We start from the raw sequence: 25,945 nt of genomic DNA on the forward strand, positions 1-25,945 counted from the left end.
CAGGGGAGGAGGGGCTGCGATCCATGTGTGGTGATGCGGAGATCGTGCTCGTCGTGGACGATGACGCCGCCGTCCGGGCGGCGCTCAAGTTCGCGCTGGAGGTCGAGGGCTTCCGCGTCCGGCTCTACGACGGGCCGCATGCCGTTCTGGCCGACGATCGCCTGCCGACGCACGGCTGCCTGGTGGTCGACTACCGCATGCCCGGGATCGACGGCATCGAGCTGGTGGAAAGTCTGCGCGGGCGCGGCGTCGTCCTGCCGGCCATCCTGATCAGCGGACGCGTGACCCGGCAGCTGCGCGCGCTGGCCCTGCGCTCGGGAATGACCGACGTCGTCGAGAAGCCGCTGTCGGACGCCGCCCTGGTCGAATGCATCCGGCGGGCGCTCGGCTCGTTGTAGTCTCGACGCCATGCCCCGAACGATCCTCGGCTATGCTCTGCGCTGCACGGGCAGGCACCAGGCCGGCCTGGCGCTCCTGTCCATTGCCGTCTTCCTGCTGAGTGCCGTGCCGCTCGAGCTGCAGCGGCGCATCGTGAATGCCATCGTCGAGCATGGCGCCCTGGAGACGATCGTCTGGCTGGCGGCGGCCTATGCCGGCGTGGCGGTCGCCGAGCAGTCGCTGAAGCTCGTCCTGAACGTCTATCGCGGATGGGTGGCCGAGGATTCGGTTCGGTCGCTGCGGACGACGGCCGGCGAGGCGGCCGCGTCCGCCGGGGATTCCACGGCCGCCGACGCCGGCGTGGAGATCGCGGTGATGCTCGAGGAGGTCGAGCCGATCGGCGGCTTCACCGGGATCAGCGTCTCCGAGCCCCTGCTGCAGGCGGGCATCCTCGTGAGCGTCCTGTCCTACATGCTCTTCCTCGACGCGGGACTCGCGCTGCTGGCGCTGGCCTTCTTCGTGCCGCAGATGCTCTTCGTGCCGCTGCTGCAGGGCGCCATCAACCGCCGCGCCCAGTCGCGCATCCTGACCAAGCGCGGCCTGAGCGGCGACATCGTCAATGCCGCGCTCACCAGCAACCACGACGGCGGCTGGGCCCGCGAGCCGATCGCCCGCGTCTTCGCGCTCAACATGGGCATCTACAAGCTGAAGTTCACGATGAACCTGCTGATGAACCTGATGCACCATTCCGCCGTGGCGGTGGCGCTCGGGGTCGGCGGCTGGCTGGCCCTCGAGGGGCGGATCGAGGTCGGCACCGTCGTGGCGATGGTGAGCGGCATGGGCAAGCTCAACGACCCCTGGGGAGACCTGGTGAACTGGGGCCGCGAATTCTCGGTCGTCGACGTCAAGTACCGGCTGTTCGTCGAGGCGCTGGAGCGGCTGTCGGGCCGGCCGGCCGGCCGGCCGAGCGCCCCGGCGGCTTGATGCAGGTCAACGACGGTGCCGGCCGGCGGCCGCAAGGTCGGCCGGTTCGACGGAGATCTCCATGTCCAAGACCACCACGGAAGCATCCGGCCCCGCGGACCGCGAGCCGGTCGGCCTGCGCGAGCCGTTCGAGCGGCTGGCGGCGGCGCTCGAGGCCCTGGCGCGGACCGAGGGAGCGGAGGCGGCGACCGCCGCCAGCCGGGCCGCGCGCCAGGTCGCGGAGGGTATGTCCGGACTGGCCGAGGAGCTGGCCGCCGCAGCGGGTGAGGCCGCGGGCACGATGCGCAGCGGCGAACGGCAGCTCGAGGCGGCGATCAGGGAGAGGCCTTTCCTGGCCGTCGGCATCGCGGCGGCCGCCGGGTTCCTGCTGGCGAGGCTGGTGCGGCGATGAGTACCGGTCGCGAGGAGACGGGCACCGTGCTGACCGCCGTGGTGAAGGCGCTCGCCGCCTATGGCGCCGCGTCGGTCGCCGAGGCCGGCCGGCGGGCCGCGGTCTCGTTGGCCGGGATGCTGGCCGTCGCCTGCCTGTTCGCCACCAGCCTCCTTTTCCTCACCCTGGCGGCCTACTGGGCCGTCGCCGAGGCGCTCGGGAGCGTCTATGCGGCGCTGATCGCCGGTTGCGTCTACCTGATGGCCGGGTTGATCGCGGCCCTGGTGCTGATGGCCCGGCGGCGCTGAGTCGGCGCCTCCGTAAAATCCCTTAGTTCATCACCCGAATGGTGGGCCGCCGGAGAGGGGGCTAGTTCTGGGGCCAGAGACGCCACACCGGGAGTAAGTCATGCAGGCCCAGACAGCCACCCCGACCACCAAGATCGCTCCCATCGCCTTCGGCCTTCGTGCGCCGATGGCTCCCCGGACGCCGGGCCGCGGCCCGGTGGGCACCGCGATGGCGCTGGCCAAGGGCGAGGAGCTGTTCGCCGAGGGCGACGAGGCCGAATACTTCTACCAGGTGGTTTCCGGCGCCATCCGGTCCTACAAGCTGCTGAGCGATGGCCGCCGCCAGATCGACGCCTTCCATCTGCCGGGCGACTTCTTCGGCCTGGAGGCCGGGGCCGAGCATCGCTTCTCGGCGGAAGCGCTGGGCAATGCCTCGGTGGTCGCCTACCGCCGGCATCGCCTCGGCGCCCTGATCGAGGAAGATCCGGCCTTCCGCGACAGGATCATGTCGGCGACCCTGCGCAGCCTCGAACGTGCCCAGGATCACATGCTCCTGCTCGGCCGCAAGACGGCCCAGGAGAAGCTCGCTTCCTTCCTGCTCGACATGGCCCAGCGCATCTCGGAGGACGAGGAGCATTTCGAGCTGCCGATGCAGCGGTCCGACATCGCCGATCATCTCGGGCTCACGATCGAGACCGTGTCGCGCACGCTCACCCAGTTCGCCCGCAGCGGCCTCATCGAGCTGTTGCCGGCCAGCCGGTCGATCGCGATCTGCAACAAGATGGCGCTGCGCAACCTCGACGCCTAGCAGGCCTTACGTCCCCAGTGAGGGAGGACCGCATGACCAACGCACCGTTCCCGTATCCCGCGCTGCCGGCGGCTGCCGGTCCGTGGAGTCCTCTGGCCGGCTTGACCTCGGCCGCGACGGTGGCCGCGGACGCGATGCAGGCCTGTTCCGAGGCCTGCTCGGAATGGCAGCAGGAAACCGCCAGGTTCGTCGACGCGCGCTGGACCGGCAACCAGCGCGCCTGGAGCGCCCTGATGGCGGCCCGGGACCTCGGTGACCTGGTCCGGTTGCAGCAGGACTGGTGGCAACAGGCCGCGCAGGACTACACGCGAGAGGCCACCCGCATCGCCCGGCTGGCGACCAGCCTCTCGCTCACGGGCACGACCCCGTCGGTCCAGGCCAGCGCCGAACTCGTCGCCTGATCTGATATCTCGTGCCGTTCGGGGAGTTGTCCCCGGTCAGTGGGCCATCAGGACCGGCACCGTCATGCCGGACAGCAAGGTACGGCTTGCGCCGCCCAGGACCATCTCGCGCATGCGCGAATGGCCGTAAATTCCCATCACGATCAGGTCGCTGCCGAGGTCCATGGCACGCGACAGGATCACGCCGCCGACATCGGTGTCGGGGGCGACATCGCACTGCACCGTCACCTTTACGCCGTGACGGCTCAGCCAGGTCGCCACGTCGGCGCCCGGCTGCGGCCCGTGGCCGCCCGGCGAGCTCTTCGGCTCGACGATCAGCACCGTGACGCTGGCAGCGCCCTGCAGGAGCGGCAGCGCTTCGGTGGCGGCACGGCTCGATTCCCGGCTGGCATTCCAGCACAGCAGGATGTTGCGCCCGAGAGGTGCCCTGGTGCCGACATAGGGAACGACCAGGGTGCCGCGGCCGGTGCCGACGGCGACCGATTCGGGGAGGTCGGACACCAGGGGCAATCCGGTCGCGTCCGGATCGGTCTGGCCGACGACCGTCAGGTCGGCATAGCGGCCGTGCACGGTGAGGAGGTCCTCGGCTCGCCCGTCGACGGAGTGCCACTCGGTGGCGATCTCCTTGCCCTTCACGGCGGCATCGAAGGCCTCCTTTGCCTTGGCACTGCCGGTATTCAGGGCCGTCTCGTAGTCCCTGAAGAACAGGTCCATCGAGTAGGCGCCCTCGGAGAAGGCGGGCGGCTGGAAGGGCGGCCGGGCGTTCAGGCCGACGAGATGGGCCTGGAAGCGCTCCGCCAGGCCGGTGGCGATCTCCATGCGCGTCGCCATCGCGCGGTGATCGTCGCAATGAACCAGGATCGTCTTGTAGGGCACGCGAGCCTCCGTCCTTTTCGCGGGCAACAATACGCCTCAGCCTTGGCCGTTGCCTTGATTCGCGTCAAGGGCAGGCGCGGTGCGCGGGCCCCACGACTGCACGCGCTTGATCCTCGTCAAGGCGCCCGACGTGGAGGGGCCTATGAGGCGTCGAGGATCGAGGTCGATCCGTAGAGGAGGACAGAGATGAACGAAACGAAGTCCTTGACGCCGCGCGGCCTGTCGCCCTTCACCGGCGACATCGACCAGTTCGTCAACCGCATGATGAGGTCCTGGCCGTTCAACTGGATGGAGATGCCTCCCGCCGCCGAGCCGCGCTCGATGCGGGTCTTCGACCACATGCCCAAGGTCGAGGTGAAGGAAAGCGAGAAGGCCTATACGGTCAGCGTCGAGTTGCCCGGCCTCGACGAGAAGGACGTGAAGGTCCAGGTCGATGGCGACGTGCTCAGCATCGCCGGCGAGAAGAAGGTGGAGCGCACCGACGACAAGACGCACTATTCCGAGCGCAGCTACGGCAGCTTCACGCGGGCCTTCACGCTGCCGGCCGACGCCGACCGCGAGTCGATCGAGGCGAAGTTCGGGAAGGGCGTCCTGGTGCTCGAGATCGCCAAGGCGGCCGCTCCGTCGGCCCAGGTGAAGCAGGTCGCCGTCAAGGGCGAGTAGGCGCGGGCGCGGCGCCCGCGAGGGGAGGGAGGCACCCGTGAAGGCGATGGTTCTTTCCTCTCCCGGGCGACCGCTCGTGATGGAGGTTCGGCCGGACCCGCTCCCGGCCGCGGGCGAGGTCCGGGTCCGCGTCGAGGCCTGCGGCGTCTGCCGCACGGACCTTCACGTCGTCGATGGCGAGCTGCCGGACATAAGCCGGCCGATCGTCCCGGGACACGAGATCGTCGGCATCGTCGACCGGGTGGGCGACGGCGTGACGTCGCTGCGGCCCGGCCGGCGCGTCGGCATTCCCTGGCTCGGCCACACCTGCGGTACCTGTCCCTACTGCGTGTCGCAGCGAGAGAATCTCTGCGACCGACCGGTCTTCACCGGGCACGGCCGCGATGGCGGCTACGCGACCCATGTCGTGGCCGACGCAGCCTATGCCTTTCCGCTCGACGGCTTCGACGATCCGGTCGCCGCCGCGCCGCTCCTGTGCGCGGGCCTGATCGGCTGGCGGTCGCTCAAGCTGGCCGGGGAGGGCCGGCGGATCGGGCTCTACGGCTTCGGGGCCGCGGCCCACATCATCGCCCAGGTCTGTCTCTGGCAGGGCCGGGAGGTCTATGCCTTCACCCGGGCGGGCGACGCGGCGGCGCAGGCCCACGCCCGGTCGCTGGGCGCGTGCTGGACCGGCGGATCGGACGAGCGGCCGCCCGAGCCGCTCGATGCCGCGATCCTTTTCGCACCCGTCGGCGCCCTCGTTCCCGCCGCCCTGCGGGCGGTGCGCAAGGGGGGCCGCGTCGTCTGCGGCGGCATCCACATGAGCGACATCCCGCAGTTCCCCTACCGCGACCTGTGGGAGGAGCGGCAGATCCTGTCCGTCGCCAATCTCACGCGGCAGGACGCGACCGAGTTCATCGAACTGGCGCCGCGCGCCGGCGTGCGCACGGCGACGACCGTCTATCCGCTGGAGAAGGCCAACGAGGCGCTGGACGACCTGCGGATGGGCCGGTTCCAGGGCGCGGCCGTGCTGGTGCCTTCCTAGCGAGGATGCCGCTCAGGCCGGCGTGTTGGGCAGCATCCGGTCGATCGCCTTGAAGGCGCGGCGCGCGTGGTCGACGAGCTCGCCGTCGGTCGGATGATCCATCGCCTCGACGCCCGCGAGCGACTTGCGCATCCAGGGCATGTGCTTGTCGATATGCTCGAGCAGCGCCAGCTTGCCGTTGGCCGGACCGACCAGCAGCCATTCGCGCGTGCCGCGCAGGGAATCGATGATGTGGTCGAAGAAGGCCGTGTCCATGGCCGAGCGGCCCGCGCCGATCACCCCGGCCCTGTGGTGGACCTGACGAAACTCGTTGTGGGCCCGGAATCGCTCGCCGTCGACGTCGGTGGCGTTGAAGTGGAAGATGCGGGCTTCCTTGCTGTCCATCCAGACGATGGCATGGCTATGCGTCATGCGGTGCTCCTGCGCGTTAGGCGCAGAAGGCTCGGCGGTTCGCCCTCGGGGGCGTTTGATCTGGATCAATTGTCGCGGCCAGCCACCGGCATTGCGCCGATTTGCAGCAGTGGGCCCGGTCCCGGAAGCCGGGAGCGAGTCGGGAACCACCGGGCCGGCCAGACTTTGATACCGGACAGAGAGGGTGAGCCATGACCATCGTCCACAATGTGCAGCCTGACGTCCCAAATCTGTCGATTTCGACGGAGCAGGTCTGCCACATCATCGTGAAGGCACGCGAATTCGACGTTCAGGACGTCGAGACGGATCCGGACGCGGCTTCGAACGGGAGCGACGACGGAATGGTCTCGGTGCTGGAGGCCCATGCCGCCGACCCGACCTATCAGGAGCTGGTCGCCTTCATCGGGTCTTTAGACGTCGACGAACAAGTCGACTTGGTGGCGCTCGCGTGGCTGGGACGTGGCGACGGCGACATCGGTGAGTGGAGTGAGCTGCGCGGCGAAGCCCAGCGTCTCCACAACGACCGGACGGCTGCCTACCTCCTGACCAAGCCTCTTCTGCCCGATCACCTCGAGGAAGGGCTCTCGCTCTTCGGCCGCTCCTGCGAGGATTTCGAGAAGAACCATCTCTGACAACCTGCCCGGAGGTCGTGTCATGAAGAACCCAAATCCGCGCCTGCGGCCGGCCTACGGTCGTCATCGCCTTGGTGTCGCGTTCGCCGGACTTGCGACCCTGGCCTCGCTGACCGCGGTTCCGGTCGTCCAGGCCCAGGATCTGGCGATGCGCCAGGAGGCACCCCGTCAAGACGAAGCCGTCCTGAAGCCGTCCAACACCAACATGAACGTGGCGGCCGTCGTGCTCGCCTGCGAACAGCCGCTGGCGGAGGAAGGCAAGGGAGCCGTGCAGCTTCAGCTCTTCCTCACCGACCAGGGGCCGCTCAAGCCCGTTGCCGCGCACAGCGATCAGCTGAAGCCGGCGCCGCGCGCCGAGGTCGCCATCGATGGCACGGTCTTCCCGGTCGAGATCCTGTTCGCCGATACCTTTGCGATGCTGGCCGATGACGCGACCGGTGTCCTGCCGGCACTGTCCCCGCGTCTGGTCGAGGCCATGCAGCGCGGCAACGACATGAAGCTGCGCTTCGATATGGTCGCGGACCATCCCTTCGACGGCGACGTGGCCATCGATCTCAAGGCGGCGGGTGCGGGCCCGTCCGTCGCGGCCGTCCGCCACTGCGCGGCGGCGCCATCGGTTGCAGAGGCTCCGCGTCAGCAATAGCCGCGCCTCCTGCGGGGACTTCGGTCCCCGTCCTTCCTTCTCCGTGCGGTTGACGGCCGAACGGTCCGCTTGGTCTAGTGCGGCCGGTCGAACGCTATCGGGGGCTGGGAAGGGACAATGAAGCGATGAAGGCGAGCCGCTGGCTGGAAATCATTGCCGCGATCGCCATCGTCGCCGCCATTGCCGGAGGCGTGGCCTGGTGGTGGAACCGGCCCCCCGCCACGCCGGCCGCGCCCCCCGTGCCGCCGCCGCCCGAGGTGGCCGTGGTCGCCCTCAAGGAAGCCGACGTGCCTCTGCCGCTGCAGTTCGCGGCGCGCGTGGCGGGATTTCGCGTGGTCGAGATCCGCTCCCAGGTGAGCGGCCTGCTGCTGAAGCGGGAATTCGACGAAGGTGCCGTCGTCGACGTGGGACAGGTCCTGTTCCGCATCGATCCCCGCACGTACGAGGCGGCGCTGGCCAGGGCCACGGCGCAGGCCGCCCAGGCGAAGGCCGCCCTCGTCCAGGCCGAGGAGAACTACAAGCGTCAGGAAGGACTGGCGGCGCAGAAGGTGGCGACCCAGAAGTCGCTCGAGGACGCGATCGCGGGGCGCGACCAGGCACGTGCCGCCGTGCAGTCGACCCAGGCCGACGTCGACGTCGCGCGGCTCAATCTCGAATTCACGACCATCAGGGCGCCGGTCAAGGGTCCGACGAGCTTGGTGTCGCCGCCCGAGGGCACGCTGATCCAGGCGCAGCAGACGCTGCTGACGACCATCACCCAGCTCGATCCCGCCTATGTGAACTTCACCTTCACCGACAGCGAGCTGCGCTCGCTGCAGGAGATCGGCCGGACCAACGAGCAGCTGTTCGATCCCCAGCACGTCAAGGTCGAGCTGCAGTTCGGCGACGGCGCCGTCTACCCCCATCTCGGCACGGTCGACACCCGTTCCCGCACCGTCGATCCGCGCACCGGCACCATCCTGACCCGCGCCGTCTTCCCCAACCGTGACGGCGAGCTGCTTCCGGGACAGTTCGTCCGCGTGAAGATGACGGGCATCGTGCTGCCCCACGCGATCGTGGTCCCGAAGGCGGCGATCTCGCAGGGGCCGCTCGGCGCCTTCGTCTATCTGGTCGAGCCCGACAACGTCGCCCGGGTGCGCCAGGTGCGGCTGTTCCGCGAGCTCGACGACGGCTGGGTCGTGCGCAAGGGCCTGCAGCCGGGCGACCGGATCGTGGTCGACGGCGTCATCCGGGTGCGGCCGGGCCAGCCTGTCCGTCCGGTGCCGCTCGCCGCCGCCAAGCCGCCGCCGGCGGATGGCAAGCCGCCGGTGGCGGCCGGCAAGGCGGCGGGCGACAAGCCGTGATCTCGAAATTCTTCATCGATCGGCCGGTCTTCGCCTCCGTCCTGTCGATCGTGATCGTGCTGGCCGGGCTGGTATCGATGCGGGTGCTGCCGATCTCGCAGTATCCGCAGATCGTGCCGCCCGAGGTCGTGGTCTCGGCGACCTATCCCGGCGCGACGGCCGAGACCGTTGCCGCCACGGTGGCCGCGCCGCTCGAGCAGCAGATCAACGGCGTCGAGAACATGCTGTACCAGCTCTCGACATCGACCGGCTCGGGCACGATGAACCTCACGGTGACGTTCGAGATCGGCACCAATCCCGACCAGAACGCCATCAACGTCAACAACCGCGTCCAGCGCGCCCTGCCGCTCCTGCCGGCCGAGGTGTCGCGCCAGGGGCTGGTCGTGCAGAAGCGCTCGACCTCGATCCTGCAGGTCCTGACCATGTCGTCGCCGGGCGGGCGCTACGACACGATCTACATCAGCAACTACGCGCTGGTGAACGTGCTCGACGAGCTGCGGCGCCTGCCCGGCGTCGGCGACGCCAGCCTGTTCGGCGCCTCCGACTATTCGATGCGGATCTGGCTGCGGCCCGACAAGCTGGCGCAGTACGACCTCACGCCGGCGGACATCGCGGCGGTGGTGCGCGAGCAGAACCAGCAGTTCGCTGCCGGGCGCTTCGGCGAGGAGCCGATGAAGCGGCCGCAGGTCTTCACCTATTCGGTGACCACGCCGCCCAGGCTGAACGACCGCACCCAGTTCGAGGACATCATCATACGCTCCGAGCCGAACGGCGGGGCGTTGCGCCTGAAGGACGTGGCCAGCGTCGAGCTGGGCGCGCTCACCTACGGCTTCTCCGGCACCTTCAACGGTGCGCCGGCCGTGCCGATCGCCGTCTACCTGCAGCCCGGCGCCAACGCCCTCGCGGTGGCGGCCGAGGTCCGCGAGACCATGGAACGGGTCGCCAAGCGCTTCCCGGTCGGCCTGCGCTACGACATTCCCTTCGACACGACCCGCTTCGTCGAGGTGTCGATCGAGGAGGTCGCCTACACCTTCGCCGAGGCGATCGGGCTCGTGGTGCTGGTCGTGTTCCTGTTCCTGCAGAGCGTGCGGGCGATGCTGATCCCGGTGATCGCCATCCCGGTGTCGATCATCGGCACCTTCGCCGGCATGTACCTGCTCGGCTTCTCGATCAACCTGCTCACCCTGTTCGGCCTGGTGCTGGCCATCGGCATCGTCGTCGACGACGCGATCGTGGTGCTGGGAGAACGTCGAGCGCATCATGTCGACGGAGGGCAAGGGGCCGCGCGAGGCGGCCATCCAGGCGATGCAGGAGGTCACCGGGCCGGTGATCGCCATCGTCCTGGTCCTGTGCGCCGTCTTCATCCCGGTGTCGTTCCTGGGCGGCCTGGCGGGCGAGCTCTATCGCCAGTTCGCGGTCACGATCGCGGTCTCGGTGGTGATCTCGGGCATCGTCGCGCTGACGCTGACGCCGGCCCTGGCGGCGCTGCTGCTGAAGCAGGGCCACGCCGAGCCGTGGCGGCCCTTCCGCTGGTTCAACAGCGGGTTCGCGTGGGTGACGGCGCGCTACACCGGCGGCGTCGGCTTCCTGATGCGCCGCGCGATCCTCGGCGTGACCGGCTTCGCCGTCGTGCTCGGGCTGGTCTATGCCCTCTTCCAGAAGATTCCGGGAAGCCTCGTGCCTGCCGAGGACCAGGGCTACGTCTTCATGGTGACCATCCTGCCTCCGGCGGCGGCGATCGCCCGCACGCGCGAGGTCACCAAGGAGGCGACCGAGGCGCTGCTGAAGAACCCCGCGGTCGCCAACGTCGTCACCTTCTCGGGCTTCGACCTCCTGTCGCGGGCGCTCAAGACCAACTCCGGCATCTCCTTCGTCACCCTGAAGGACTGGTCGCAGCGCCACGATCCCAGGGAGGATGCGCGCAACCTGGCGCCGGCCCTGGCCGCGCTCAACGCCAACTTCAAGGACGGGATCGTCATCGGCTTCAACCCGCCGCCGATCATCGGCATCAGCGTCACCGGCGGCTTCGAGCTCTTTCTGCAGGACCGCACCGGGGGACCGCTGAGCGGGTTGAGCGAGGCGGTGAACAAGGTCGTGCAGGCGGCGGCAAAGCGGCCCGAGCTGCGCGGCGTGTCGACCACCTTCACGACGTCCGTCCCGCAGTATCGCGCCGACGTCAACCGCGACAAGGCGCGGGCGCTCGGCATCCCGATCAACACCATCTTCGAGACGATGCAGAGCTCTTTCGGCAGCCTCTACGTCAACGATTTCTCGCTCTATGGCCGGACCTACCGCGTCAGCCTGTCGTCGGAGGCGGATTTCCGCGAGAAGCCCGATGACCTGCGCAACATCTTCGTGCGGTCCGACACCGGCGCCATGGTGCCGCTGAACGAGCTGGTGACCCTCACCCGCGTCATCGGTCCCGACACGGTCGACCGGTTCAACATCTTCCCCGCCGCCAAGATCATCGGCGGGCCGGCGCCTGGCTACTCCTCGGGACAGGCGATCGCGGTGATGCAGGACCTGGTGAGCAAGACGCTGGGCAGCGACTACACGATCGGCTGGACCGGTTCGGCCTTCCAGGAGCTGGCGACGGCCGGCGCCGGGCGCCTGGGCTTCGTGTTCGGCCTGGTCATGGTGTTCCTGATCCTGGCGGCCCAGTACGAGCGCTGGTCGCTGCCGCTGGCCGTCCTGACCGCCGTCCCCTTCGCCGTGCTGGGCGCGCTGGTCGCCATCTGGCTGCGCGGCCTCGACAACGACGTCTATTTCCAGATCGGCCTGGTGACGCTGATCGGCCTCGCCGCCAAGAACGCCATCCTGATCGTCGAGTTCGCGGCCCAGCGCCATCAGCAGGGCCTGTCGGCCTACGACGCGGCGATCGAGGCGGCGCGGCTGCGCTTCCGGCCGATCGTGATGACCTCGCTCGCCTTCATCCTGGGCGTGATGCCGCTCGCCACCAGCACCGGCGCCGGATCGGCGGCCCGCCATTCGATCGGCACGGGCGTCATCGGCGGCATGCTGGCGGCGACCTTCGTCGCCATCCTGTTCGTGCCGCTGTTCTTCCGCCTGCTGACCCGCCGCCGGCGCAAGCAGCCCGCCGCCGGCGGCGAGGGATGATCATCGCTTGTTGCTGGGCGCGCATCATTGGAGCGCGGCCTCGGCGCTAGTCTAGCGCCCGCGGAAGGCCCGGTCGAACTGCTCGCGCAGCGGCTTGGTGAGATAGGAGGCGACGGTGCGCGGCGAGGTCTGGATGAACACCTCGACCGGCATGCCGGCCATCGGCGTCAGCCCGTCGAGGCGGGCCAGCTCCTTGTCGGAGATGCGGATCCGGACGGCGTAGTAGCTCTCGTTGCGCCGATCGTCCTGGGTGACGTCGGCGCCGATGCTGACGATCTCGCCGTTCAGCTCCGGCGTGGTGCGGCGGTTGAACGAGGCGAACTGCACCACCGCCTTCTGCCCGAGATGGAGCTGGTCGACGTCCTGGGGCGCGACCTTGGCCTCGATGATCAGGTCGTCGGCGTCGGGCACGACCTGCATGATGACTTCGCCGGCCTGGATGACGCCGCCGATCGTGTGCACCGTCTGCTGGAAGATCTTGCCGTCCTGCGGCGCCACCAGCTCGATGCGCTTGAGCTGGTCCTCGGCCGCCACGCGCCGCTCGGTCATCTCCGCCTTCTTGGCGCGGATCTCGGCCAGCTCCTTGCCGGTCTCGGTGCGCAGGTCCTCGTCGATCTGCAGGATCTTGAGCTCGATCTCGGAGATGCGGCCGCGGGCCTGGGCGATCGCCGCCGTCAGCGCGCCGCGCTCGCCATGCAGGCGGGCCGAATCGCGCTCCAGCGTGGTGACGCGGCTGAACGGCACCAGCTTGTCCTTCCACAGGCCGCGCACGCCGCCCAGCTCCTGCTGGTTCCAGTCGATCTCCTTGGTCTTGGCGGCGATCTGCTCCTGGTTCCCGGCGATCTGCTGCTTGAGCTGATCGATCTGTTCGGCGAACTGGGCCTTCTGGCCCTCGCGGGCGGCCCGCCGCAGCTCGAACAGGCGCTGCTCGCTCTTCATGATCTGCGCCACGTCGGGCTCCCCGCTGCGGGCCAGCAGGTCGGCGGGGAAGGTCACCCTGTCGGCGCCGTCGCGCTCGGCCTCGAGCCGCGCCTGGCGCGCCTCCATCTCGTCCAGCGCCTTGGTCACGATGGCGAGGCTGGTGCGGGCCTGGGTGTCGTCGAGGCGCACCACGACGTCGCCCTTCTTCACCTTGTCGCCGTCCTTGACCATGAGGTCGCCGACCACGCCGCCCGTCGGGTGCTGCACCTTCTTGACGTTGCTGTCGACCACGAGCTTGCCGGGCGCGATGACCGCACCGGAGATCTCGGTCAGCGTGCCCCAGCCGAAGGTGATGCCGAGCAGCACGGCGACCGCGACCGTCCCCACCAGCAGATGCAGCTTGAGCGACCGGTCGATCGTCACTTCGTGTTCTCCTGCGGCCGCGGCGCGGCGCGCACCGTCATCGGGGTGACCATGCGGGCGGCCGGTGCATAGGCCGCCGCCGGGGCCTGGTTCTGTCCGGGCACCTGGCCGGCCGGCTGGGGCTGGAGCACGGCTTCCTTCGGTCCGAAGGCCTGCTGCTGGCCGTTCAGCATGACCAGCACCATGTCGACGCCGGCCAGGGCCGCCGGCCGGTGGGCCACCACGATCACGATGCCGCCGCGCGCGCGGACGCCGAGGATCGCCTTGGTCAGCGCCTCGTCGCCCTCGCGGTCGAGGTTCGAGTTGGGTTCGTCGAGAACGACGAGGAACGGGTCGCCGTAGAGCGCGCGGGCGAGGCCGACGCGCTGGCGCTGGCCGGCCGACAGGTTGCGTCCGGAATCGCCGACCTGGGTTTCGTAGCCCTGCGGCAGGCCGAGGATCAGGTCATGGACGCTGGCGGCCCTGGCGGCGGCGATGATGCTGTCGGACGAGGCGTCCGGCGTGAAGCGCGCGATGTTCTCGGCGACCGTGCCGCCGAACAGCTCCATGTCCTGGGGCAGGTAGCCCATATGGGGCCCGAGCGATTCGGGCGTCCACTGATCGATGGCGGCACCGTCGATGCGAATCTTGCCCTGGACGGTCGGCCACACGCCGACGATGGCCCGGACCAGCGAGGACTTGCCCGAGGCGCTGGGTCCGATCACGCCCAGCCCCTGGCCGGCTTTGAGCTGGAAGGTGACGCCCTGGGTGACGATGCGGTTGGCGCCGGGCGGCATGACGGCGACGCTTTCCACGGTGACGGACGCCGAGGGGTGCGGCAGCTCCATGCGCGGACGGTCGGCCGGCACCGCCGCCAGCAGGCCGTTCAGCCGCCGCCAGCTCTGGCGGGCGGCGATGAAGCTGCGCCAGTGCGCCAGCACCACCTCCACCGGAGCGAGCGCGCGCGAGGTCAGGATCGAGCTCGCGATGATGATGCCGGCGGTGGCCTGCTGGTTGATCACCAGCCAGGCGCCGATCGCCAGCACCAGCGACTGGAGCACCATGCGCAGGATGCGCGACAGCGTCGACATGGTGCCGGCGATGTCCGCGACCCGCTGCTGGGCCGCGAGATGGCGGCGATTGTGCTCGTTCCACCGGGCCGAGAGGCGGCCCGCCATGCCCATCGCCTGGACGGCCTCGGCGTTGCGCCGGCTCGCCTCGGCGAGGCCCATCCGGCCCTCGGAGATGGCGGCGGCGTCGCGCGCCGGCGCGCGGCTGCGGAATTCCGTCAGGATCGTGATGGCTATCAGCAGGAGGCCGCCCACGGAGGCGGCGGCCCCGATCAGCGGATGGAAGGCGAAGCAGATGCCGAGATAGAACGGCATCCAGGGCAGGTCGAAGAAGGCGGCAGGCCCCACCGTCGACATGAAGGAGCGGATCCGGTCGAGGTCGTGGACCGGCTGGAAGGCCGCGGGCGTGAGGGCCTTGAGCGGAAGCTTGGCGGCGAGGTCGAAGATGCGCCCGCTCATGGCCTCGTCGACCGAGCCTGCGATGCGCACCAGTACGCGACCGCGCACCACGTCCAGGATGCCCTGGAAGCCGAACATGACAAGCGCAAGAATGCCGATGCCGACCAGCGTCGGGACGCTGCGGCCGGGGATGACCCGGTCGTAGACCTCGAGCATGAACAGCGGGCCGGTGAGCTGCAGCAGGTTGATGGCGGCCGTGAAGGCGCCGATGCCGATCAGGGCATGGCGAAAACGGCCGAGGGCGGCCGCCAGCTCGGACTTGCGTTGTACGGGAGTTGGCGGCCTCATTCAGCCCCGGGACCTGTCTCTTCGAAGCAGCACGCTGGTCGGCTTTCGTTCAACCGGCCGTATGTATCACAATCGCGCTCAATGCACCGCGATTCGAGCCGAACTTAGGCAAGCCTCGCTGCCAGGCGGCGAATCCTGTCCATCAGCCCGGCGCGGCTGGTCCGGGCGCCGTCGACGGCTCCTGCCAGGATGTCGCCGAGCCGGTCCGCGACCTGCGCCGCCTCGGCCCTTGCCTGCAGCGCCAGCGCGATATGACGGTCGAGGGCCGTCAGGATGGCGCTGGCCAGCCCGCCTGCCGAGTACTCTTCCATCGCCACTCCCCAGCCGCCGTCGAACGCCGGCCGGGCGAAGCTGCAGGCCCGCGGCGCGACGACCGGCAGCCCGCGCCGCCGGGCGTCGGTGAAGACGCCCGAGCCGCGGGCGCCATAGACTGCGGGATCGTAGGGGAGCAGCAGCAGGTCCGACCGGTCCAGCCAGGCGCCGTACTCGTCGGCGGAGAGAACGCCCTGGTGGACGCGGACGGCGTCGCCGAGGGCCGACAGCCTCTCGAACACGTCCCTGTCTTCCTCGGCGTCGGATCCTTCGACGATGCCGTGGATCGCGAAGCCGACATCGGATCGGCGCTGCAGCACCGCGCCGACGGCGTCCGGCAGCAGCCCATAGCCCTTCGCCCGGTTGGCGAAGCCGATGCAGGAGACAGTGAGCCGACGGCCCGGTTGGCCGCGGGGCGCGGCGTCCGAGCCGGCCAGACCCGGCCCTGGCAGGACGCCGACCGGGATGCCGGCCAGCGCGCGATAGTACTCGGCCAGGGCGGGCGTCTCGCAGAACGCCTGCCAGCGGTCGGGGCCGACTGAAGCGGCGAGGCCCGCGAGCGCGTTCCGGCATTCCTCTTGCTGAGCCGTGGTCGTCGGATCGTCCAGCTTCTTGAGGTGGTGCGGCGCGTAGAGGATCCAGGCGATGACGGACGGCGGCGATCGCCACCAGGCGCGCCGGATGTGGCGCGTCAGGGCCGCCGCCAGCACGGCATCGCAGCAGGGCAGGACCAGCAGGTCGGGGAGACCGCCCGGTCGGCGCAGCGCCCGCGAAAGCTCGCGGTCCGCCAATGCGACGGACTCGGAGAACTCGTCCGCCGCGTAGGACCGTCCATAGACCGATCTGGTGAACACGGGCAGGGCGCCGAGCTCGCCGGTGACGCGGGCGTCGGCGAAGGCCGAGGCGAGGCAGGCCGCCTCGATTCCCAGGCGGCGGCCTTCCGCCTGCAGTCGCTGAACCGCGTTGTAGTGATGTCCGCCCAGCGAATGCAGGGCGGGATCGACGATCAGGACCGTCAAGACGGGGCCAGCAGTCGCCGCCACGGCCGGCGGTGCCGCTCGACGGCGCGGCGGAGCAGCATCGCGAGACGCCAGCGCAGGGTGAAATCCTCGCCGGCATAGAGGTGCTGGGTGGGGGCATGGACCTGCAGCGGCGGAAAGATGTGGATCTGCCCGCCGGCGCGACGGATGTCGGCGTTGAAGGCGACGTGCTCCGAGACCTCCCGGCCCTGTCCGTCGAGGCCGCGGTAGCGGGCGGCCAGCGCCCGATCCATGCGGTAGAGACCGAGCCCGCCGAAGGCCGAGAGGACGCGCACCGGCGGCAGCGAAGGCGGCAGCACGATCTGGCGCGCGAACACCTCGCGGAACTTGGCGGCTTCGAACGACTCGGATGGAGGTCGCCCCCAGATCGGATGCCAGCAATCGCCCGGGCACCAGGTCTCGTGCCGCAGGGCCCAGACGTCGTAGTAACGCGGCGCGGCGCTCGCGAGCACGGCGGCGCGCCCGGCATCCTCCGCCAGCCAGGCCGATGCCCGGGCGAAGGGTTCGGCGCCCACCGGCGCGGCGAGCACGTCGTCGAGGTCGGCCACCACCAGCTGCTCGTAGTTCGCCCAGGGAGCGGCGCGGATCGCGTCGAGCAGCGCGTTGCGCGCATGGGCGATGCGTTCGGTTCGGCGCGGCAGCGAGGTCGCGAGGGTGCCGAGCTCGAGCACGCGCCCGGGACGGCGGCCCGCCGCCAGCCAGCCTTCGAGAAGGGCGCGCGTATCGTCGGTCGAATCGCTGACGGCGAACAGGAAGGCGGCCCGGACGTACGTCGCGGCGAAGCGTTCGAGATTGGCGAGCACGCCGGGCAGGTGCCGACTGCAGTCCCGCGCCACGCCGACGAAAACGGCCTGCCCCGGCATGAGGGGTCAGGATCGTCCGCGCAGGCGCCGGCGGGGCAGGCCGCCGCCCAGGAGGTCCGCCGCACGGGCGAGCAGCAGCTCCGGCCGCCAGCGCGGCTTGTCCGCCGGTGCGGGCAGGTCGCCGATGGCGGCGGCGATCAGGGCCTCTGCCTCGGCGTGGCGCTCCTCGCCGAACGTCCGGCAGAGCGCCGTCGATTCCGTCCGCAGCACGAGCTGCACCATCTGCAGCACGTAGTCGCGGATCGGCGCCCAGGGCCGGCTCGACGAATTGTAGGCGCCGCCCGGCACGGTGGCGTCGGAATGGCCGTTTCGGCCGTGCATGCGGTAGCCGTAGAGGGGCTGGTCGATCGCGATGGCGCCGGTCATCAGGCCGGCGAAGGTCGACAGGTAGTAGTCGACATAGAGGCGCAGATCCTGGGTCGGCGGCGCCATCACGAGATCGACGAACGACCGCCGCAGCATCATGCTCGCCGTCGTGTTGGTGGCGCCGGCCAGCGACCATTGCGGATGGAACGTCGCGCCGCCGCGGGATGGATAGGTGATCGTCCCGCTCGAAGGATCGACGGTCGGCAGTCGCGCGGGATCGACCGTCCGCCGGTTCCAGGCGCCGGGATCGCTCGAATCGAACCACCAGGCGGTTCCCGCCAGCAGCCGGCCGTTCGCGTCGATGATGTGGGAATCGCAGTAGGTCATCGCGACCGGGAAATCGGCGTTCAGGTGAACGGCGAGGTGACGCGCCACGAAATCCTCGTACCAGACATCGTCGGAATCGAGGAAGCAGACGAACGGCGTGTCGAGGCCGGCCATGCCCCTCAGCAGCGCGCCGGCCTGGCCGAGATTGGTCTCGAGGGGCAGGTAGCGAAACCGCGGATCGTCCAGTCGCGCCAGGCAGCGCCGGATGGCTTCGTCGGAATCGTCGGTCGAGGCGTCGTCGACCACGACGACCGTCAGGTCGCGCACCGACTGCCGGGCCGCCGACTCCATCGTCCGCTCGACGAAGGCGCCGTTGTTGTGGTTGGCGATGACGACTCCGACGGGAGGAGCGGTGGGCATTGCCGGGGCGGGTCCCGTGTTGACGCTGTGAACCGATGGCCATTGTTGGCGAGTTTTGGCGTGCGGACAATGGCGTCGCTATTGGTGCAGAAGCCACTAGGCATGTCCCGCCTTCTCGCGCACACTGTCCGCCAGAAGGCGAAGAATCGCCTCGTGATCGGGGAGGAAATCGATGCCAGCGCAGGCTTTGGCCATGGCTGCCGCAGCGACGGCTTGATCGGCGGCCCATGGACGGTTCGGTCGATCTTCTGCTCAACGCCATTGTTTCCGGGCTGCTGCTCGGCGGCTTCTACGCGGCCGTGTCGCTGGGCGTGTCGATTTCCTTCGGCCTGCTCGACATCGTGAACATCGCCCATCCGGCCTTCATCCTGCTGGGCTCCTATGCCGCCTTCATCGGCAACACGGTCTTCGGCATCGATCCGATCCTGGCCGCGGTGATCGTGCTGCCCGCCTTCTACCTGCTCGGCATGCTGGCCTATCAGGTCTACTACGTCGCCTTCGAGCGGCGCGACGACCAGTCCCTGCGCGGCCTGTCCTTCTTCTTCGGCCTGCTGTTCATCACCGAGGTCGCCCTCGTGCTGAGCTTCGGCGTCGATTATCGCACGGTGCAGGCGCGCTACATCGGCCCCAGCATCAGCTTCGGGCCGATCGACCTGCCGCTGCGCCTGCTGGTGCCGTTTCTCGTGGCCATGGTCATGGTCGTGGGGCTCCAGCTCTTCCTGTCGCGCACCTTCATCGGCCGCGCCGTGCAGGCGGTCGCCCAGGACCAGCTCGCGCTGCGGCTGATGGCGGCCAACCCGGTGAAGATCAAGCGCATCGCCTTCGGCCTGTCGATCGCGACGGCCTCCCTGGCGGGCGCTTGCCTGATCATCATCCAGCCGGTCGAGCCGTCGATCAGCCGGGAATATATCGGTCGCATCTTCGCCATCGTCGTGCTGGGCGGGCTGGGAAGCTTTCCCGGCATGGTGATCGCGGCCGTCACGCTCGGCATCGCCGAGAGCCTGACCGCCACCTTCTTCGGCCCCTCGTGGGCGCCGGCGGTGGCTTTCGGCATCCTGCTCGTCACCTTGGCGGTGAGGCCCAGTGGTATCCTTGGCCGCTAGTCCCGCCGGCGCCGGCGTGCGCGGGCTTCCCTTCGTGCTGATCCTGGTCGTCGCGGCGGCCGCGATCTTCGCGGCCACCAAGTGGGTGGGCAACTCCTACGCCTTCTTCGTCGGCTACGTCGTCCTGCAGTACATCGTGCTGGGGACGGCCTGGAACATCCTGGGCGGCTACACCGGCTACGTGAACTTCGGCGTGACGGCCTTCTTCGCCATCGGCGCCTATTCCACCGTGGTGCTGCACAAGCTCGTGCCGACCCTGCCGCTGCCCGTCATGATGGCGGTGGGCGGCGTGATGGCTGGCCTGGTCGGTATCGGCACCGGCTACCTCACCCTGCGGCTGCGCGGCGTCTTCTTCTCGATCGCGACCCTGGCGCTGGCCGTCGTCGTCCAGACCCTGATCACCAACTGGGACTTCGTGGGCGGCGCGCGCGGCGCCTACGTGCTGCGTCCGCGCGTGGCGCCGCTGATTGGCGGCGAATATGTCGAGTACCTCTTCCTGCTCATGCTGGGCACCTGCATCGTCGTGCTGGCGACGGCGCGCGCCATCGAGCGCTCGGCTCTGGGCTACGGCTTCGCCGCCATCCGCGACGACGAGGCGGCGGCCGAGGCGTCCGGCGTGCCGACGCTGCGGCTGAAGCTGATCGCCACGGCGCTGTCCGGCGGCTTCATGGGCATCGCCGGGGCCCCCCTGCCGTTCTACGTGACCTACCTCGACCCCGCCTCGGGCTTCAGCCTGAACTACGCGGTGAACGCCATTGCCATGCCCCTGATCGGCGGCACGTCGAGCTGGCTGGGACCGGTGATCGGCGCCGTGCTCGTGGGCGGCCTGCAGGAATATCTCCGCGTGACGATCTCGTCCGCCGTCAACGTGCTGGTGGCAGGCGTCCTGATGGTCGCCTTCGTCATCCTGGCGCCGCAGGGCATCGTCGGCCTGTTCCAGGGCAAGAAGCGATGAACGCCCTGCTGCAGGTTACTGGCCTCGGCAAGCGCTTCGGCGGCTTCGTCGCCCTCGACGGCATCGACCTCGACGTGAAACAGGGCGAGCGGCTGGGCCTGATCGGACCGAACGGGTCCGGCAAGTCGACGCTGGTCAACTGCATCTGCGGCACGCTGCGCAACGAGCAGGGAAGCGTGCGCTTCGCCGACCAGCCGATCGACGGCATGGCGGCCCATCAGCGCACGCGGCGCGGGCTGGCGCGCAGCTTCCAGCTGCCGCGGCCCTTCGCCAGCCTGTCCCTGGCCGAGAACGTGCGCATGCCCATCCTGTACACCGTGAACGCCCGTGAGTCCGGCCACCTGCACGGCGCGGCGATCGACGCACGCTGCCTCGAGGTCCTGGCGCTGGTCGGGCTGGCCGACAAGGCCGCTCTACAGCCGCGCGACCTCACCCAGATCGAGATGCGCAAGCTCGAGCTGGCCCGCGCCATGGCGGCGGCGCCCAAGCTCCTGATCGCCGACGAGGCGATGGCGGGTCTCAGCCATACCGAGGTCGACGAGATCATCGCGCTGCTGATCCGGTTGAACGAGCAGGGCGTCACGGTGATCATGATCGAGCACATCATGCGCGCCGTCATGGAGTTCTCGCAGCGGCTCGCCGTTCTGGTCGCCGGCCGCAAGATCGCCGACGGCGACCCGAAGGACGTCGTGCGCGAACCCGAGGTCGTGAGGGCCTACCTTGGCGAGTAGCGGTCTCATCGTCGACGGCATCGATGCCGGCTACGGCTCGGTGCGCGTGCTGGAGGACGTGTCGCTGACGGTGGGCGCCGGCGAGACGGTGGCGCTGCTCGGGACCAACGGCAACGGCAAGTCGACGCTGATGAAGTCGGTCATGGGCATCGTGCGGCCGTCGAAGGGCAGCATCAAGGCCGTGATCGACGGCGCCGAGCACGAGCTGGTCGGCCGCTCGACCGAGGAGATCGTCGATCTCGGCATCGGCTTCGTGCCCGAGGGCCGGCGGCTCTTCCCCAAGCTGACCGTGACGGAGAACCTGCTGCTCGGCGCCTTCCGTCCGACCGCGCGCTCGGCGATCGCCCGCAACCTCGACTTCTGCCTCGAGACCTTTCCGCGCCTGAAGGAGCGCGCCCGCCAGCTCGCCGGCTCCATGTCGGGCGGCGAGCAGCAGATGCTAGCGCTCGCGCGGGCGCTGATGTCGGCCCCGCGCATCCTGCTGATCGACGAGCCCTCGGTCGGCCTGGCGCCGCTGCTGGTCAGCCGCACCATCGACAAGATCAAGGAGCTGAAGGAAGGCTACAATCTCAGCGTCCTCATGGCCGAGCAGAACTTCACCCAGGCCATCCGGATCGCCGACCGCGGCTACGTCATCGTCCACGGCCGCATCGCCTTCGAAGGCGAATCCGCCGAGGCTCTGAACAACAACGAGCTGATCCGCGAGTTCTACCTCGGCGCGTAGGAGAAAGGTCCCTCGGGCTACGCCCTCGGGATGACAGCGATACTGTCATCCCGAGCGAAGCGAGGGACCTTTGCGGCTTCCCATCGAAATGTTCCTCGGCACGACAACGATACTGGCATCCCGAGCGGTCGCGAGGGACCTTTGCTGCCTCGGATTGAATTGGGCCCTGAAAAAGAAAGGTCCCTCGGGCTCCGCCCTCGGGATGACAACGATACTGTCATCCCGAGCGAAGCGAGGGACCTTTGACTTGCCGGGCGCTATCGCGCGCGCCGCGTCACTTCTTCGGGTCGTACGGGTAGATGATGTTGCCGGTCTTGTACTTGGCCGGCCACAGGATCACCTCGGTCTTGGGATCCTTGAACTGGTCGACGTCGTTGCCCTTGATGCCCTGGAACTGGACAGCCATCACCTGGGCCGTTTCCCATTCGCCCTCGGCGTTGAACTTGAAGTCGCCGACGACGGTCTTGAAGGTGTTCTTGTGGCAGTAGTCGGCGAGCTTGGCGTCGTCGGTGCTGCCGGCGCCGGTGACGGCCTGCGCGACGACCTGCATCAGGGCGTAGCCGAAGGGCGGCAGGTAGTAGCCCAGCAGGTCGACGCCGGCCTCGGCCGACTTGGCCTGGTACTTCTTCAGGAAGTCGCGGCCGGCATCGGTCGCGAAGCCCGCCCACGGCAGCCAGAAGTCGTAGACCACGATGTCGTTCAGCAGCGGGCCGAGCTGGGTCTTGATGGCGGTCGCCTGCAGGCCGACCATGCCGCCGCCGAAGATCTTGGGCTTGAAGCCGATCTCGTGGCTGGCGCGCACGAGGCCCACGGAATCGGGCGGGTAGGACGCGGCGAAGAAGATGTCCGGATTGGTCGCCGCGACGGCGCGCACCACCGGCGTGTAGTCGGGGGTGCCCGGCGGATAGGTCTTGTCGTAGACGATCTTGAGCTTGTGCTTCTTGGCGATCGACCGCACGCCGTCCAGCGCGTTGCGCGGGAACTCGGCGTCGGCGCCGACCATGGCGAGCGTCTGCGGCTTCGGGTTCTGCGCCATCGCCACCTCGAAGAAGCCCTCGGCGAAGGCTTCCTTGGGGCGCGGCCCGCCGGCCGGCTGGATGGCGAAGTAGCGCGGATACTTGAACTCGGTGTTAACGGCGAGGCCGAACAGGCCGAAGAAGGTGCGATCCTTCTGCATCACGATCGGCATCGCCGGCGCCACCATGTTGGTGGCGTAGCCGCTGACCACGATGTCGACCTTGTCGACGTCGAGCAGCTTCGTGTAGAGGCCGGGCACGGTCGATGGATTGGACTGGTCGTCGTAGTAGACCAGCTTGACGGGCCGGCCGAGCAGGCCGCCCTTCGCGTTGATGTCCTCGGCGGCGATCTGCATGGCGAGCAGCGCCGCCTTGCCGTTGGGCGCGAGGCCGCCGGTGAGGGCCATGCCGAAGCCGATGGTCAGTGGCTTGCCCTGTGCACGGGCGGAGCCGGCGAAGCCGGTGGCGGCGCCCGCGACGGCGAGCGTGTTGAATGTACGACGCTTGATGCGCATCTGAACGTCCTCCCAGACGTGTGTTTGTTGGACCGATCCTAGCCCGCTGGCGGCGCGACTGTCATCCCGGAGCGATGACAGCGCATCCCGCTCTATTGCAGTGCGAAGCTACAGCAGCGGCCGGGGGCCGGGGCTGCCCAGCGCGTGCTGGCCGAACAGGGCGCCCTGGATCTCCGGCGAGAACATCACGTGGGCGTTGGCGGCGTGCGCATCGCGGAACAGGCGTTGCATCGGGCCGGTCGTGTAGAGGCCGCCCGATCCCGCCACGGTCATGAGGATGTCGACGGCCTCGAGGCAGGCGCGGGTGGCGAAAAACGCATCCCGACGGTAGCGCACCTTGTCTTCCTGCCGCGGCTCGGTGCCGGCGCGCGCCACCGACATCGCGTGCTCGCAGACCCGCTTCATGATCACTTCGGCATTGTCGATGCGGGCGCTTGCCTCGGCGATCTTGATCTGCACGGTCGGGTTGACGTTGACGGGAACGCCGGTGTTGGTCGCATTGCGCTTGCGCGCCGCGCCGACCACGAGATCGTAGGCACCCTGGGCGCAGCCCAGCATCACGCCGCTGAGGACATAGGGGCCGAGCGCCAGCAACGGCAGGCGGAACAGCGGCGTATCGTTGACCGGCGTGCCGGGATGAGGATTGCCGTCGAACGACCAGGCGGACAGGGTGCGCCGCTCGGGCACGAACAGCGCCGTGCAGGCGACGTCCTTCGAGCCGGTGCCGCACAGGCCGACCGCATGCCAGGTATCGATAATCTCGTATTGCGAGCGATGGGCGAGGGCGAAGCGCTGGTCGACGACGGCGCCGCTGTCGTCGCGGACCATGAAGCCCAGCATGTTCCAGTCGCAATTGTCGACGCCGGACGAGAGCGGCCAGCGTCCCGTCACCTCCCAGCCGCCGTCGACCTTGCGGCCGCGGCCGCCGGCGAAGGCGAGCGAGGTGGCGATCAGGACGTCGAGCGAGACGTCCCAGAGTTCTTCCTGGGTCTCGGGCGGGAAGTAGCCCAGCATCCAGTGGTGGCTGGCGAGATTGCCGACGTTCCAGGCGGTCGACGGACAGACCCGCGCGATCGCCGCGCAGACGTCGATGAAGATGCCGACATCGAGCTCCGCCCCGCCCATGCGTCTGGGTTGCACGAACCGGAACAGGCCGGCCTCGTGCAGGTCGCGCTCCGTCTCGTCGGGCAGCCGTCGCAGTTTCTCGCACTGCTCGGCGCGGGCGGCCAGGGTCGGCGCCAGCCTGTGTGCGCGGTCGACCATCTCCTCGTAGCCGACGTCGGCGAAGGAGACGCGCTTCGTGGGCAGGATGGGCGAGGGCGTCCAGTCGAACCGGCTCATTCCGCGGCCTCCACCTGCGCCGGCTGGAAGGACGGCATCACCTCGCGGGCGAAGGCCTGAAGGTTGCGGACCGAGGCGTTGGGATCGACCAGCAGGATGTTGGTGGCGCCGCCGGCCTCGAGCTCCCGCAGCCGGGCGATCACCTCCTCGGGCGTGCCGAGCAGCGGCGCGGTGTCGTCCTCGACGCGGTCGGCGAGCTTGTCGCGGGCGAGGTCGCCGATCACCGACAGCACGCGCTGGCGCGTCGCATGGGCTTCGGCGCGCTCGCTCTCGCTGTGGATCATCTGCAGCGCCCGCGCCGTCGCCACCATGCCCGAATGATAGGCTCGGCCGGAGCGTTCGCATTCCTCCCTGAAGAGGGCGATGCGGCGGACGATCTGGTCGGTCTGGGCGAGCTGGTCGAGCAGCAGGTTGTAGCCTTCGCGGGCGGCGCGGCGGATGCTGTCGGGACTGCCAGCCGCCAGCCACAGCGGCGGATGCGGCTGCTGCAGCGGCGCGGGCTCGACGACGATATTGTCGTAGTGCCAGCGCTTGCCGTGATGGCTGAAGCGCCCTTCACTGGTCCAGCCTTTGCGGATCACCTCCATCGCCTCGTCGAAACGCTCGCCCGCCTCCTCCATGGGCATGCAGAAGCCGTCGAACTCGGCCTTGCGGTAGCCCCTGCCGACACCCAGGTCGACGCGGCCGCCGCTCAGCAGGTCCAGCGTCGCGACCTGCTCGGCGACCAGAACCGGATTGTGCCAGGGCAGCACGACCACCGCCGTCCCCAGGCGGATATTGCGGGTGCGCGCGGCGAGATAGGCCAGCACCGTCATCGAGGACGAGACCTGTCCCTGTCCGGTGAAATGGTGCTCGACCATGAAGAGCTGCTTGAAGCCCAGGCGGTCGGCCTCGATCACGTAATCGACGAAGCTCTCGTAGCCCTGGCTGTCCTCTAGGCCGACGCTGCGCCTGGTGCGCGCGCCGCCGAACAGACCGAATTGCATGCTTGTTTCCTCCAGGGAGGACGTTAGCACGGACGCGGACCCTGTCACCCCGAGCGGCGCGGTGACGCTGCGGCCCGCAAGCCGTCGCCGAGATGAATCGGCGATCCTGCCCTTCGTCATTGAGTTGCACAATAACTTTGGTTATTATAATGGGTTGCCGGTTTCCCGGCATGCCGCTCTATCGATCGTCGATCCGACACTGTCCGCCGCGCCGTCTCTCCGGTGCGAT

Annotated in this window: 25 protein-coding genes and 1 pseudogene; 16 read left to right on the forward strand and 10 right to left on the reverse strand. The window is 69.1% G+C overall.

Features of this window, described 5'->3' with window-relative positions; all coding sequences use genetic code 11:
* The first annotated feature begins 23 nt into the window (after positions 1-23).
* The 6 genes from ACO073_RS28980 to ACO073_RS29005 all read left to right on the forward strand — a co-directional run bounded on the left by ACO073_RS28980 (position 24) and on the right by ACO073_RS29005 (position 3,228).
* Complete coding sequence (locus ACO073_RS28980; RefSeq protein ID WP_422002729.1) at positions 24-398, forward strand: response regulator transcription factor; 375 nt, start codon at positions 24-26, stop codon at positions 396-398.
* 10 nt (positions 399-408) lie between these two features.
* Positions 409-1,362 carry an ABC transporter ATP-binding protein gene (locus ACO073_RS28985; protein ID WP_422002731.1) on the forward strand — a complete coding sequence of 318 codons (954 nt, stop codon included), beginning with the start codon at positions 409-411 and terminating at the stop codon, positions 1,360-1,362.
* Between the two features lie 61 nt (positions 1,363-1,423).
* Complete coding sequence (locus ACO073_RS28990; protein ID WP_422002733.1) at positions 1,424-1,753, forward strand: hypothetical protein; 330 nt, start codon at positions 1,424-1,426, stop codon at positions 1,751-1,753.
* Positions 1,750-2,040, forward strand: a complete 291-nt coding sequence (locus ACO073_RS28995; RefSeq protein ID WP_422002734.1) for a hypothetical protein — start codon at positions 1,750-1,752, stop codon at positions 2,038-2,040. Before ACO073_RS28990 ends, ACO073_RS28995 begins: the two co-directional genes overlap by 4 nt.
* Before the next feature lie 100 nt (positions 2,041-2,140).
* Positions 2,141-2,827 carry a helix-turn-helix domain-containing protein gene (locus tag ACO073_RS29000; RefSeq protein WP_422002736.1) on the forward strand — a complete coding sequence of 229 codons (687 nt, stop codon included), beginning with the start codon at positions 2,141-2,143 and terminating at the stop codon, positions 2,825-2,827.
* A gap of 32 nt (positions 2,828-2,859) precedes the next feature.
* On the forward strand, positions 2,860-3,228 hold the full coding sequence (locus ACO073_RS29005; RefSeq protein ID WP_422002738.1) for a phasin family protein: 369 nt from the start codon (positions 2,860-2,862) through the stop codon (positions 3,226-3,228).
* A gap of 36 nt (positions 3,229-3,264) precedes the next feature.
* Here the strand turns inward: ACO073_RS29005 and ACO073_RS29010 are convergent, their stop codons facing one another.
* Complete coding sequence (locus ACO073_RS29010; RefSeq protein WP_422002740.1) at positions 3,265-4,104, reverse strand: universal stress protein; 840 nt, start codon at positions 4,102-4,104, stop codon at positions 3,265-3,267.
* 186 nt (positions 4,105-4,290) lie between these two features.
* Here ACO073_RS29010 and ACO073_RS29015 point away from each other — a divergent pair, with 186 nt between their 5' ends.
* Both ACO073_RS29015 and ACO073_RS29020 read left to right on the forward strand, forming a co-directional pair.
* Positions 4,291-4,767, forward strand: coding sequence for an Hsp20/alpha crystallin family protein (locus tag ACO073_RS29015; protein WP_422002742.1), 477 nt, complete (start codon positions 4,291-4,293; stop codon positions 4,765-4,767).
* A 37-nt stretch (positions 4,768-4,804) separates the two neighbouring features.
* On the forward strand, positions 4,805-5,791 hold the full coding sequence (locus tag ACO073_RS29020; RefSeq protein ID WP_422002744.1) for a zinc-dependent alcohol dehydrogenase family protein: 987 nt from the start codon (positions 4,805-4,807) through the stop codon (positions 5,789-5,791).
* Positions 5,792-5,803: 12 nt separating this feature from the next.
* On the opposite strand, the gene ACO073_RS29025 is transcribed toward ACO073_RS29020, so the two are convergent.
* Positions 5,804-6,202 carry a translational machinery protein gene (locus ACO073_RS29025; protein WP_422002746.1) on the reverse strand — a complete coding sequence of 133 codons (399 nt, stop codon included), beginning with the start codon at positions 6,200-6,202 and terminating at the stop codon, positions 5,804-5,806.
* A gap of 191 nt (positions 6,203-6,393) precedes the next feature.
* Here ACO073_RS29025 and ACO073_RS29030 point away from each other — a divergent pair, with 191 nt between their 5' ends.
* The 4 genes and pseudogenes from ACO073_RS29030 (at position 6,394) to ACO073_RS29045 (ending at position 11,937) form a co-directional block, all read left to right on the forward strand.
* Positions 6,394-6,834 carry a DUF3775 domain-containing protein gene (locus ACO073_RS29030; protein WP_422002748.1) on the forward strand — a complete coding sequence of 147 codons (441 nt, stop codon included), beginning with the start codon at positions 6,394-6,396 and terminating at the stop codon, positions 6,832-6,834.
* A 148-nt stretch (positions 6,835-6,982) separates the two neighbouring features.
* On the forward strand, positions 6,983-7,477 hold the full coding sequence (locus ACO073_RS29035; RefSeq protein ID WP_422002750.1) for a hypothetical protein: 495 nt from the start codon (positions 6,983-6,985) through the stop codon (positions 7,475-7,477).
* Between the two features lie 125 nt (positions 7,478-7,602).
* A complete protein-coding gene (locus ACO073_RS29040) occupies positions 7,603-8,820 on the forward strand; it encodes an efflux RND transporter periplasmic adaptor subunit (protein ID WP_422002752.1) in 1,218 nt (405 codons plus the stop codon).
* A pseudogene (locus ACO073_RS29045) lies at positions 8,820-11,937 on the forward strand (efflux RND transporter permease subunit). The gene ACO073_RS29040 and the pseudogene ACO073_RS29045 overlap by 1 nt, the downstream one beginning before the upstream one ends.
* A gap of 51 nt (positions 11,938-11,988) precedes the next feature.
* On the opposite strand, the gene ACO073_RS29050 reads toward ACO073_RS29045, so the two are convergent.
* From ACO073_RS29050 to ACO073_RS29070, 5 genes are all read right to left on the reverse strand, one after another.
* Complete coding sequence (locus ACO073_RS29050) at positions 11,989-13,281, reverse strand: HlyD family type I secretion periplasmic adaptor subunit (protein ID WP_422002754.1); 1,293 nt, start codon at positions 13,279-13,281, stop codon at positions 11,989-11,991.
* Positions 13,278-15,077, reverse strand: coding sequence for a type I secretion system permease/ATPase (locus ACO073_RS29055; protein WP_422002755.1), 1,800 nt, complete (start codon positions 15,075-15,077; stop codon positions 13,278-13,280). Before ACO073_RS29055 ends, ACO073_RS29050 begins: the two co-directional genes overlap by 4 nt.
* 104 nt (positions 15,078-15,181) lie before the next feature.
* Positions 15,182-16,408, reverse strand: coding sequence for a glycosyltransferase (locus tag ACO073_RS29060; protein ID WP_422002757.1), 1,227 nt, complete (start codon positions 16,406-16,408; stop codon positions 15,182-15,184).
* Positions 16,405-17,292 carry a hypothetical protein gene (locus ACO073_RS29065; protein ID WP_422002759.1) on the reverse strand — a complete coding sequence of 296 codons (888 nt, stop codon included), beginning with the start codon at positions 17,290-17,292 and terminating at the stop codon, positions 16,405-16,407. Before ACO073_RS29065 ends, ACO073_RS29060 begins: the two co-directional genes overlap by 4 nt.
* A 6-nt stretch (positions 17,293-17,298) precedes the next feature.
* On the reverse strand, positions 17,299-18,345 hold the full coding sequence (locus ACO073_RS29070) for a glycosyltransferase (RefSeq protein WP_422002761.1): 1,047 nt from the start codon (positions 18,343-18,345) through the stop codon (positions 17,299-17,301).
* A 227-nt stretch (positions 18,346-18,572) separates the two neighbouring features.
* Between ACO073_RS29070 and ACO073_RS29075 the strand changes: the two genes are divergently transcribed.
* The 4 genes from ACO073_RS29075 to ACO073_RS29090 are packed head-to-tail and all read left to right on the forward strand — an operon-like array spanning position 18,573 to position 21,858.
* Positions 18,573-19,448 (forward strand): branched-chain amino acid ABC transporter permease, encoded by an 876-nt coding sequence (locus ACO073_RS29075; RefSeq protein WP_422002763.1) that lies wholly within the window; start codon positions 18,573-18,575, stop codon positions 19,446-19,448.
* Entirely contained in the window at positions 19,438-20,403 is a 966-nt protein-coding gene (locus ACO073_RS29080; RefSeq protein WP_422002765.1) for a branched-chain amino acid ABC transporter permease, read from the forward strand. The genes ACO073_RS29075 and ACO073_RS29080 overlap by 11 nt, the downstream gene beginning before the upstream one ends.
* Entirely contained in the window at positions 20,400-21,134 is a 735-nt protein-coding gene (locus ACO073_RS29085) for an ABC transporter ATP-binding protein (protein ID WP_422002767.1), read from the forward strand. Before ACO073_RS29080 ends, ACO073_RS29085 begins: the two co-directional genes overlap by 4 nt.
* Positions 21,124-21,858, forward strand: coding sequence for an ABC transporter ATP-binding protein (locus ACO073_RS29090; RefSeq protein WP_422002769.1), 735 nt, complete (start codon positions 21,124-21,126; stop codon positions 21,856-21,858). The genes ACO073_RS29085 and ACO073_RS29090 overlap by 11 nt, the downstream gene beginning before the upstream one ends.
* A gap of 274 nt (positions 21,859-22,132) precedes the next feature.
* Here the strand turns inward: ACO073_RS29090 and ACO073_RS29095 are convergent, their stop codons facing one another.
* The 3 genes from ACO073_RS29095 to ACO073_RS29105 all read right to left on the reverse strand — a co-directional run bounded on the left by ACO073_RS29095 (position 22,133) and on the right by ACO073_RS29105 (position 25,716).
* Complete coding sequence (locus ACO073_RS29095; RefSeq protein WP_422002771.1) at positions 22,133-23,389, reverse strand: amino acid ABC transporter substrate-binding protein; 1,257 nt, start codon at positions 23,387-23,389, stop codon at positions 22,133-22,135.
* 108 nt (positions 23,390-23,497) lie between these two features.
* Positions 23,498-24,730 carry an acyl-CoA dehydrogenase family protein gene (locus tag ACO073_RS29100; RefSeq protein WP_422002773.1) on the reverse strand — a complete coding sequence of 411 codons (1,233 nt, stop codon included), beginning with the start codon at positions 24,728-24,730 and terminating at the stop codon, positions 23,498-23,500.
* The gene (locus tag ACO073_RS29105; RefSeq protein WP_422002775.1) at positions 24,727-25,716 is read right to left on the reverse strand and encodes an LLM class flavin-dependent oxidoreductase; all 990 of its coding nucleotides are present in this window, start codon (positions 25,714-25,716) and stop codon (positions 24,727-24,729) included. The genes ACO073_RS29100 and ACO073_RS29105 overlap by 4 nt, the downstream gene beginning before the upstream one ends.
* Positions 25,717-25,945 lie beyond the last annotated feature (229 nt).

It is taken from the genome of Reyranella sp. (genome assembly GCF_965229815.1).
In the GTDB taxonomy this organism is placed as follows: Bacteria; Pseudomonadota; Alphaproteobacteria; order Reyranellales; family Reyranellaceae; genus Reyranella.

Coding starts and splice junctions, on each gene's coding strand:
- ACO073_RS28980 (WP_422002729.1), top strand. CDS start 24: ATGTGTGGTGATGCGGAGATCGTGCTCGTCGTGGACGATGACGCCGCC.
- ACO073_RS28985 (WP_422002731.1), top strand. CDS start 409: ATGCCCCGAACGATCCTCGGCTATGCTCTGCGCTGCACGGGCAGGCAC.
- ACO073_RS28990 (WP_422002733.1), top strand. CDS start 1,424: ATGTCCAAGACCACCACGGAAGCATCCGGCCCCGCGGACCGCGAGCCG.
- ACO073_RS28995 (WP_422002734.1), top strand. CDS start 1,750: ATGAGTACCGGTCGCGAGGAGACGGGCACCGTGCTGACCGCCGTGGTG.
- ACO073_RS29000 (WP_422002736.1), top strand. CDS start 2,141: ATGCAGGCCCAGACAGCCACCCCGACCACCAAGATCGCTCCCATCGCC.
- ACO073_RS29005 (WP_422002738.1), top strand. CDS start 2,860: ATGACCAACGCACCGTTCCCGTATCCCGCGCTGCCGGCGGCTGCCGGT.
- ACO073_RS29015 (WP_422002742.1), top strand. CDS start 4,291: ATGAACGAAACGAAGTCCTTGACGCCGCGCGGCCTGTCGCCCTTCACC.
- ACO073_RS29025 (WP_422002746.1), bottom strand. CDS start 6,202: ATGACGCATAGCCATGCCATCGTCTGGATGGACAGCAAGGAAGCCCGC.
- ACO073_RS29030 (WP_422002748.1), top strand. CDS start 6,394: ATGACCATCGTCCACAATGTGCAGCCTGACGTCCCAAATCTGTCGATT.
- ACO073_RS29035 (WP_422002750.1), top strand. CDS start 6,983: ATGCGCCAGGAGGCACCCCGTCAAGACGAAGCCGTCCTGAAGCCGTCC.
- ACO073_RS29040 (WP_422002752.1), top strand. CDS start 7,603: ATGAAGGCGAGCCGCTGGCTGGAAATCATTGCCGCGATCGCCATCGTC.
- ACO073_RS29055 (WP_422002755.1), bottom strand. CDS start 15,077: ATGAGGCCGCCAACTCCCGTACAACGCAAGTCCGAGCTGGCGGCCGCC.
- ACO073_RS29065 (WP_422002759.1), bottom strand. CDS start 17,292: ATGCCGGGGCAGGCCGTTTTCGTCGGCGTGGCGCGGGACTGCAGTCGG.
- ACO073_RS29070 (WP_422002761.1), bottom strand. CDS start 18,345: ATGCCCACCGCTCCTCCCGTCGGAGTCGTCATCGCCAACCACAACAAC.
- ACO073_RS29075 (WP_422002763.1), top strand. CDS start 18,573: ATGGACGGTTCGGTCGATCTTCTGCTCAACGCCATTGTTTCCGGGCTG.
- ACO073_RS29085 (WP_422002767.1), top strand. CDS start 20,400: ATGAACGCCCTGCTGCAGGTTACTGGCCTCGGCAAGCGCTTCGGCGGC.
- ACO073_RS29095 (WP_422002771.1), bottom strand. CDS start 23,389: ATGCGCATCAAGCGTCGTACATTCAACACGCTCGCCGTCGCGGGCGCC.
- ACO073_RS29100 (WP_422002773.1), bottom strand. CDS start 24,730: ATGAGCCGGTTCGACTGGACGCCCTCGCCCATCCTGCCCACGAAGCGC.
- ACO073_RS29105 (WP_422002775.1), bottom strand. CDS start 25,716: ATGCAATTCGGTCTGTTCGGCGGCGCGCGCACCAGGCGCAGCGTCGGC.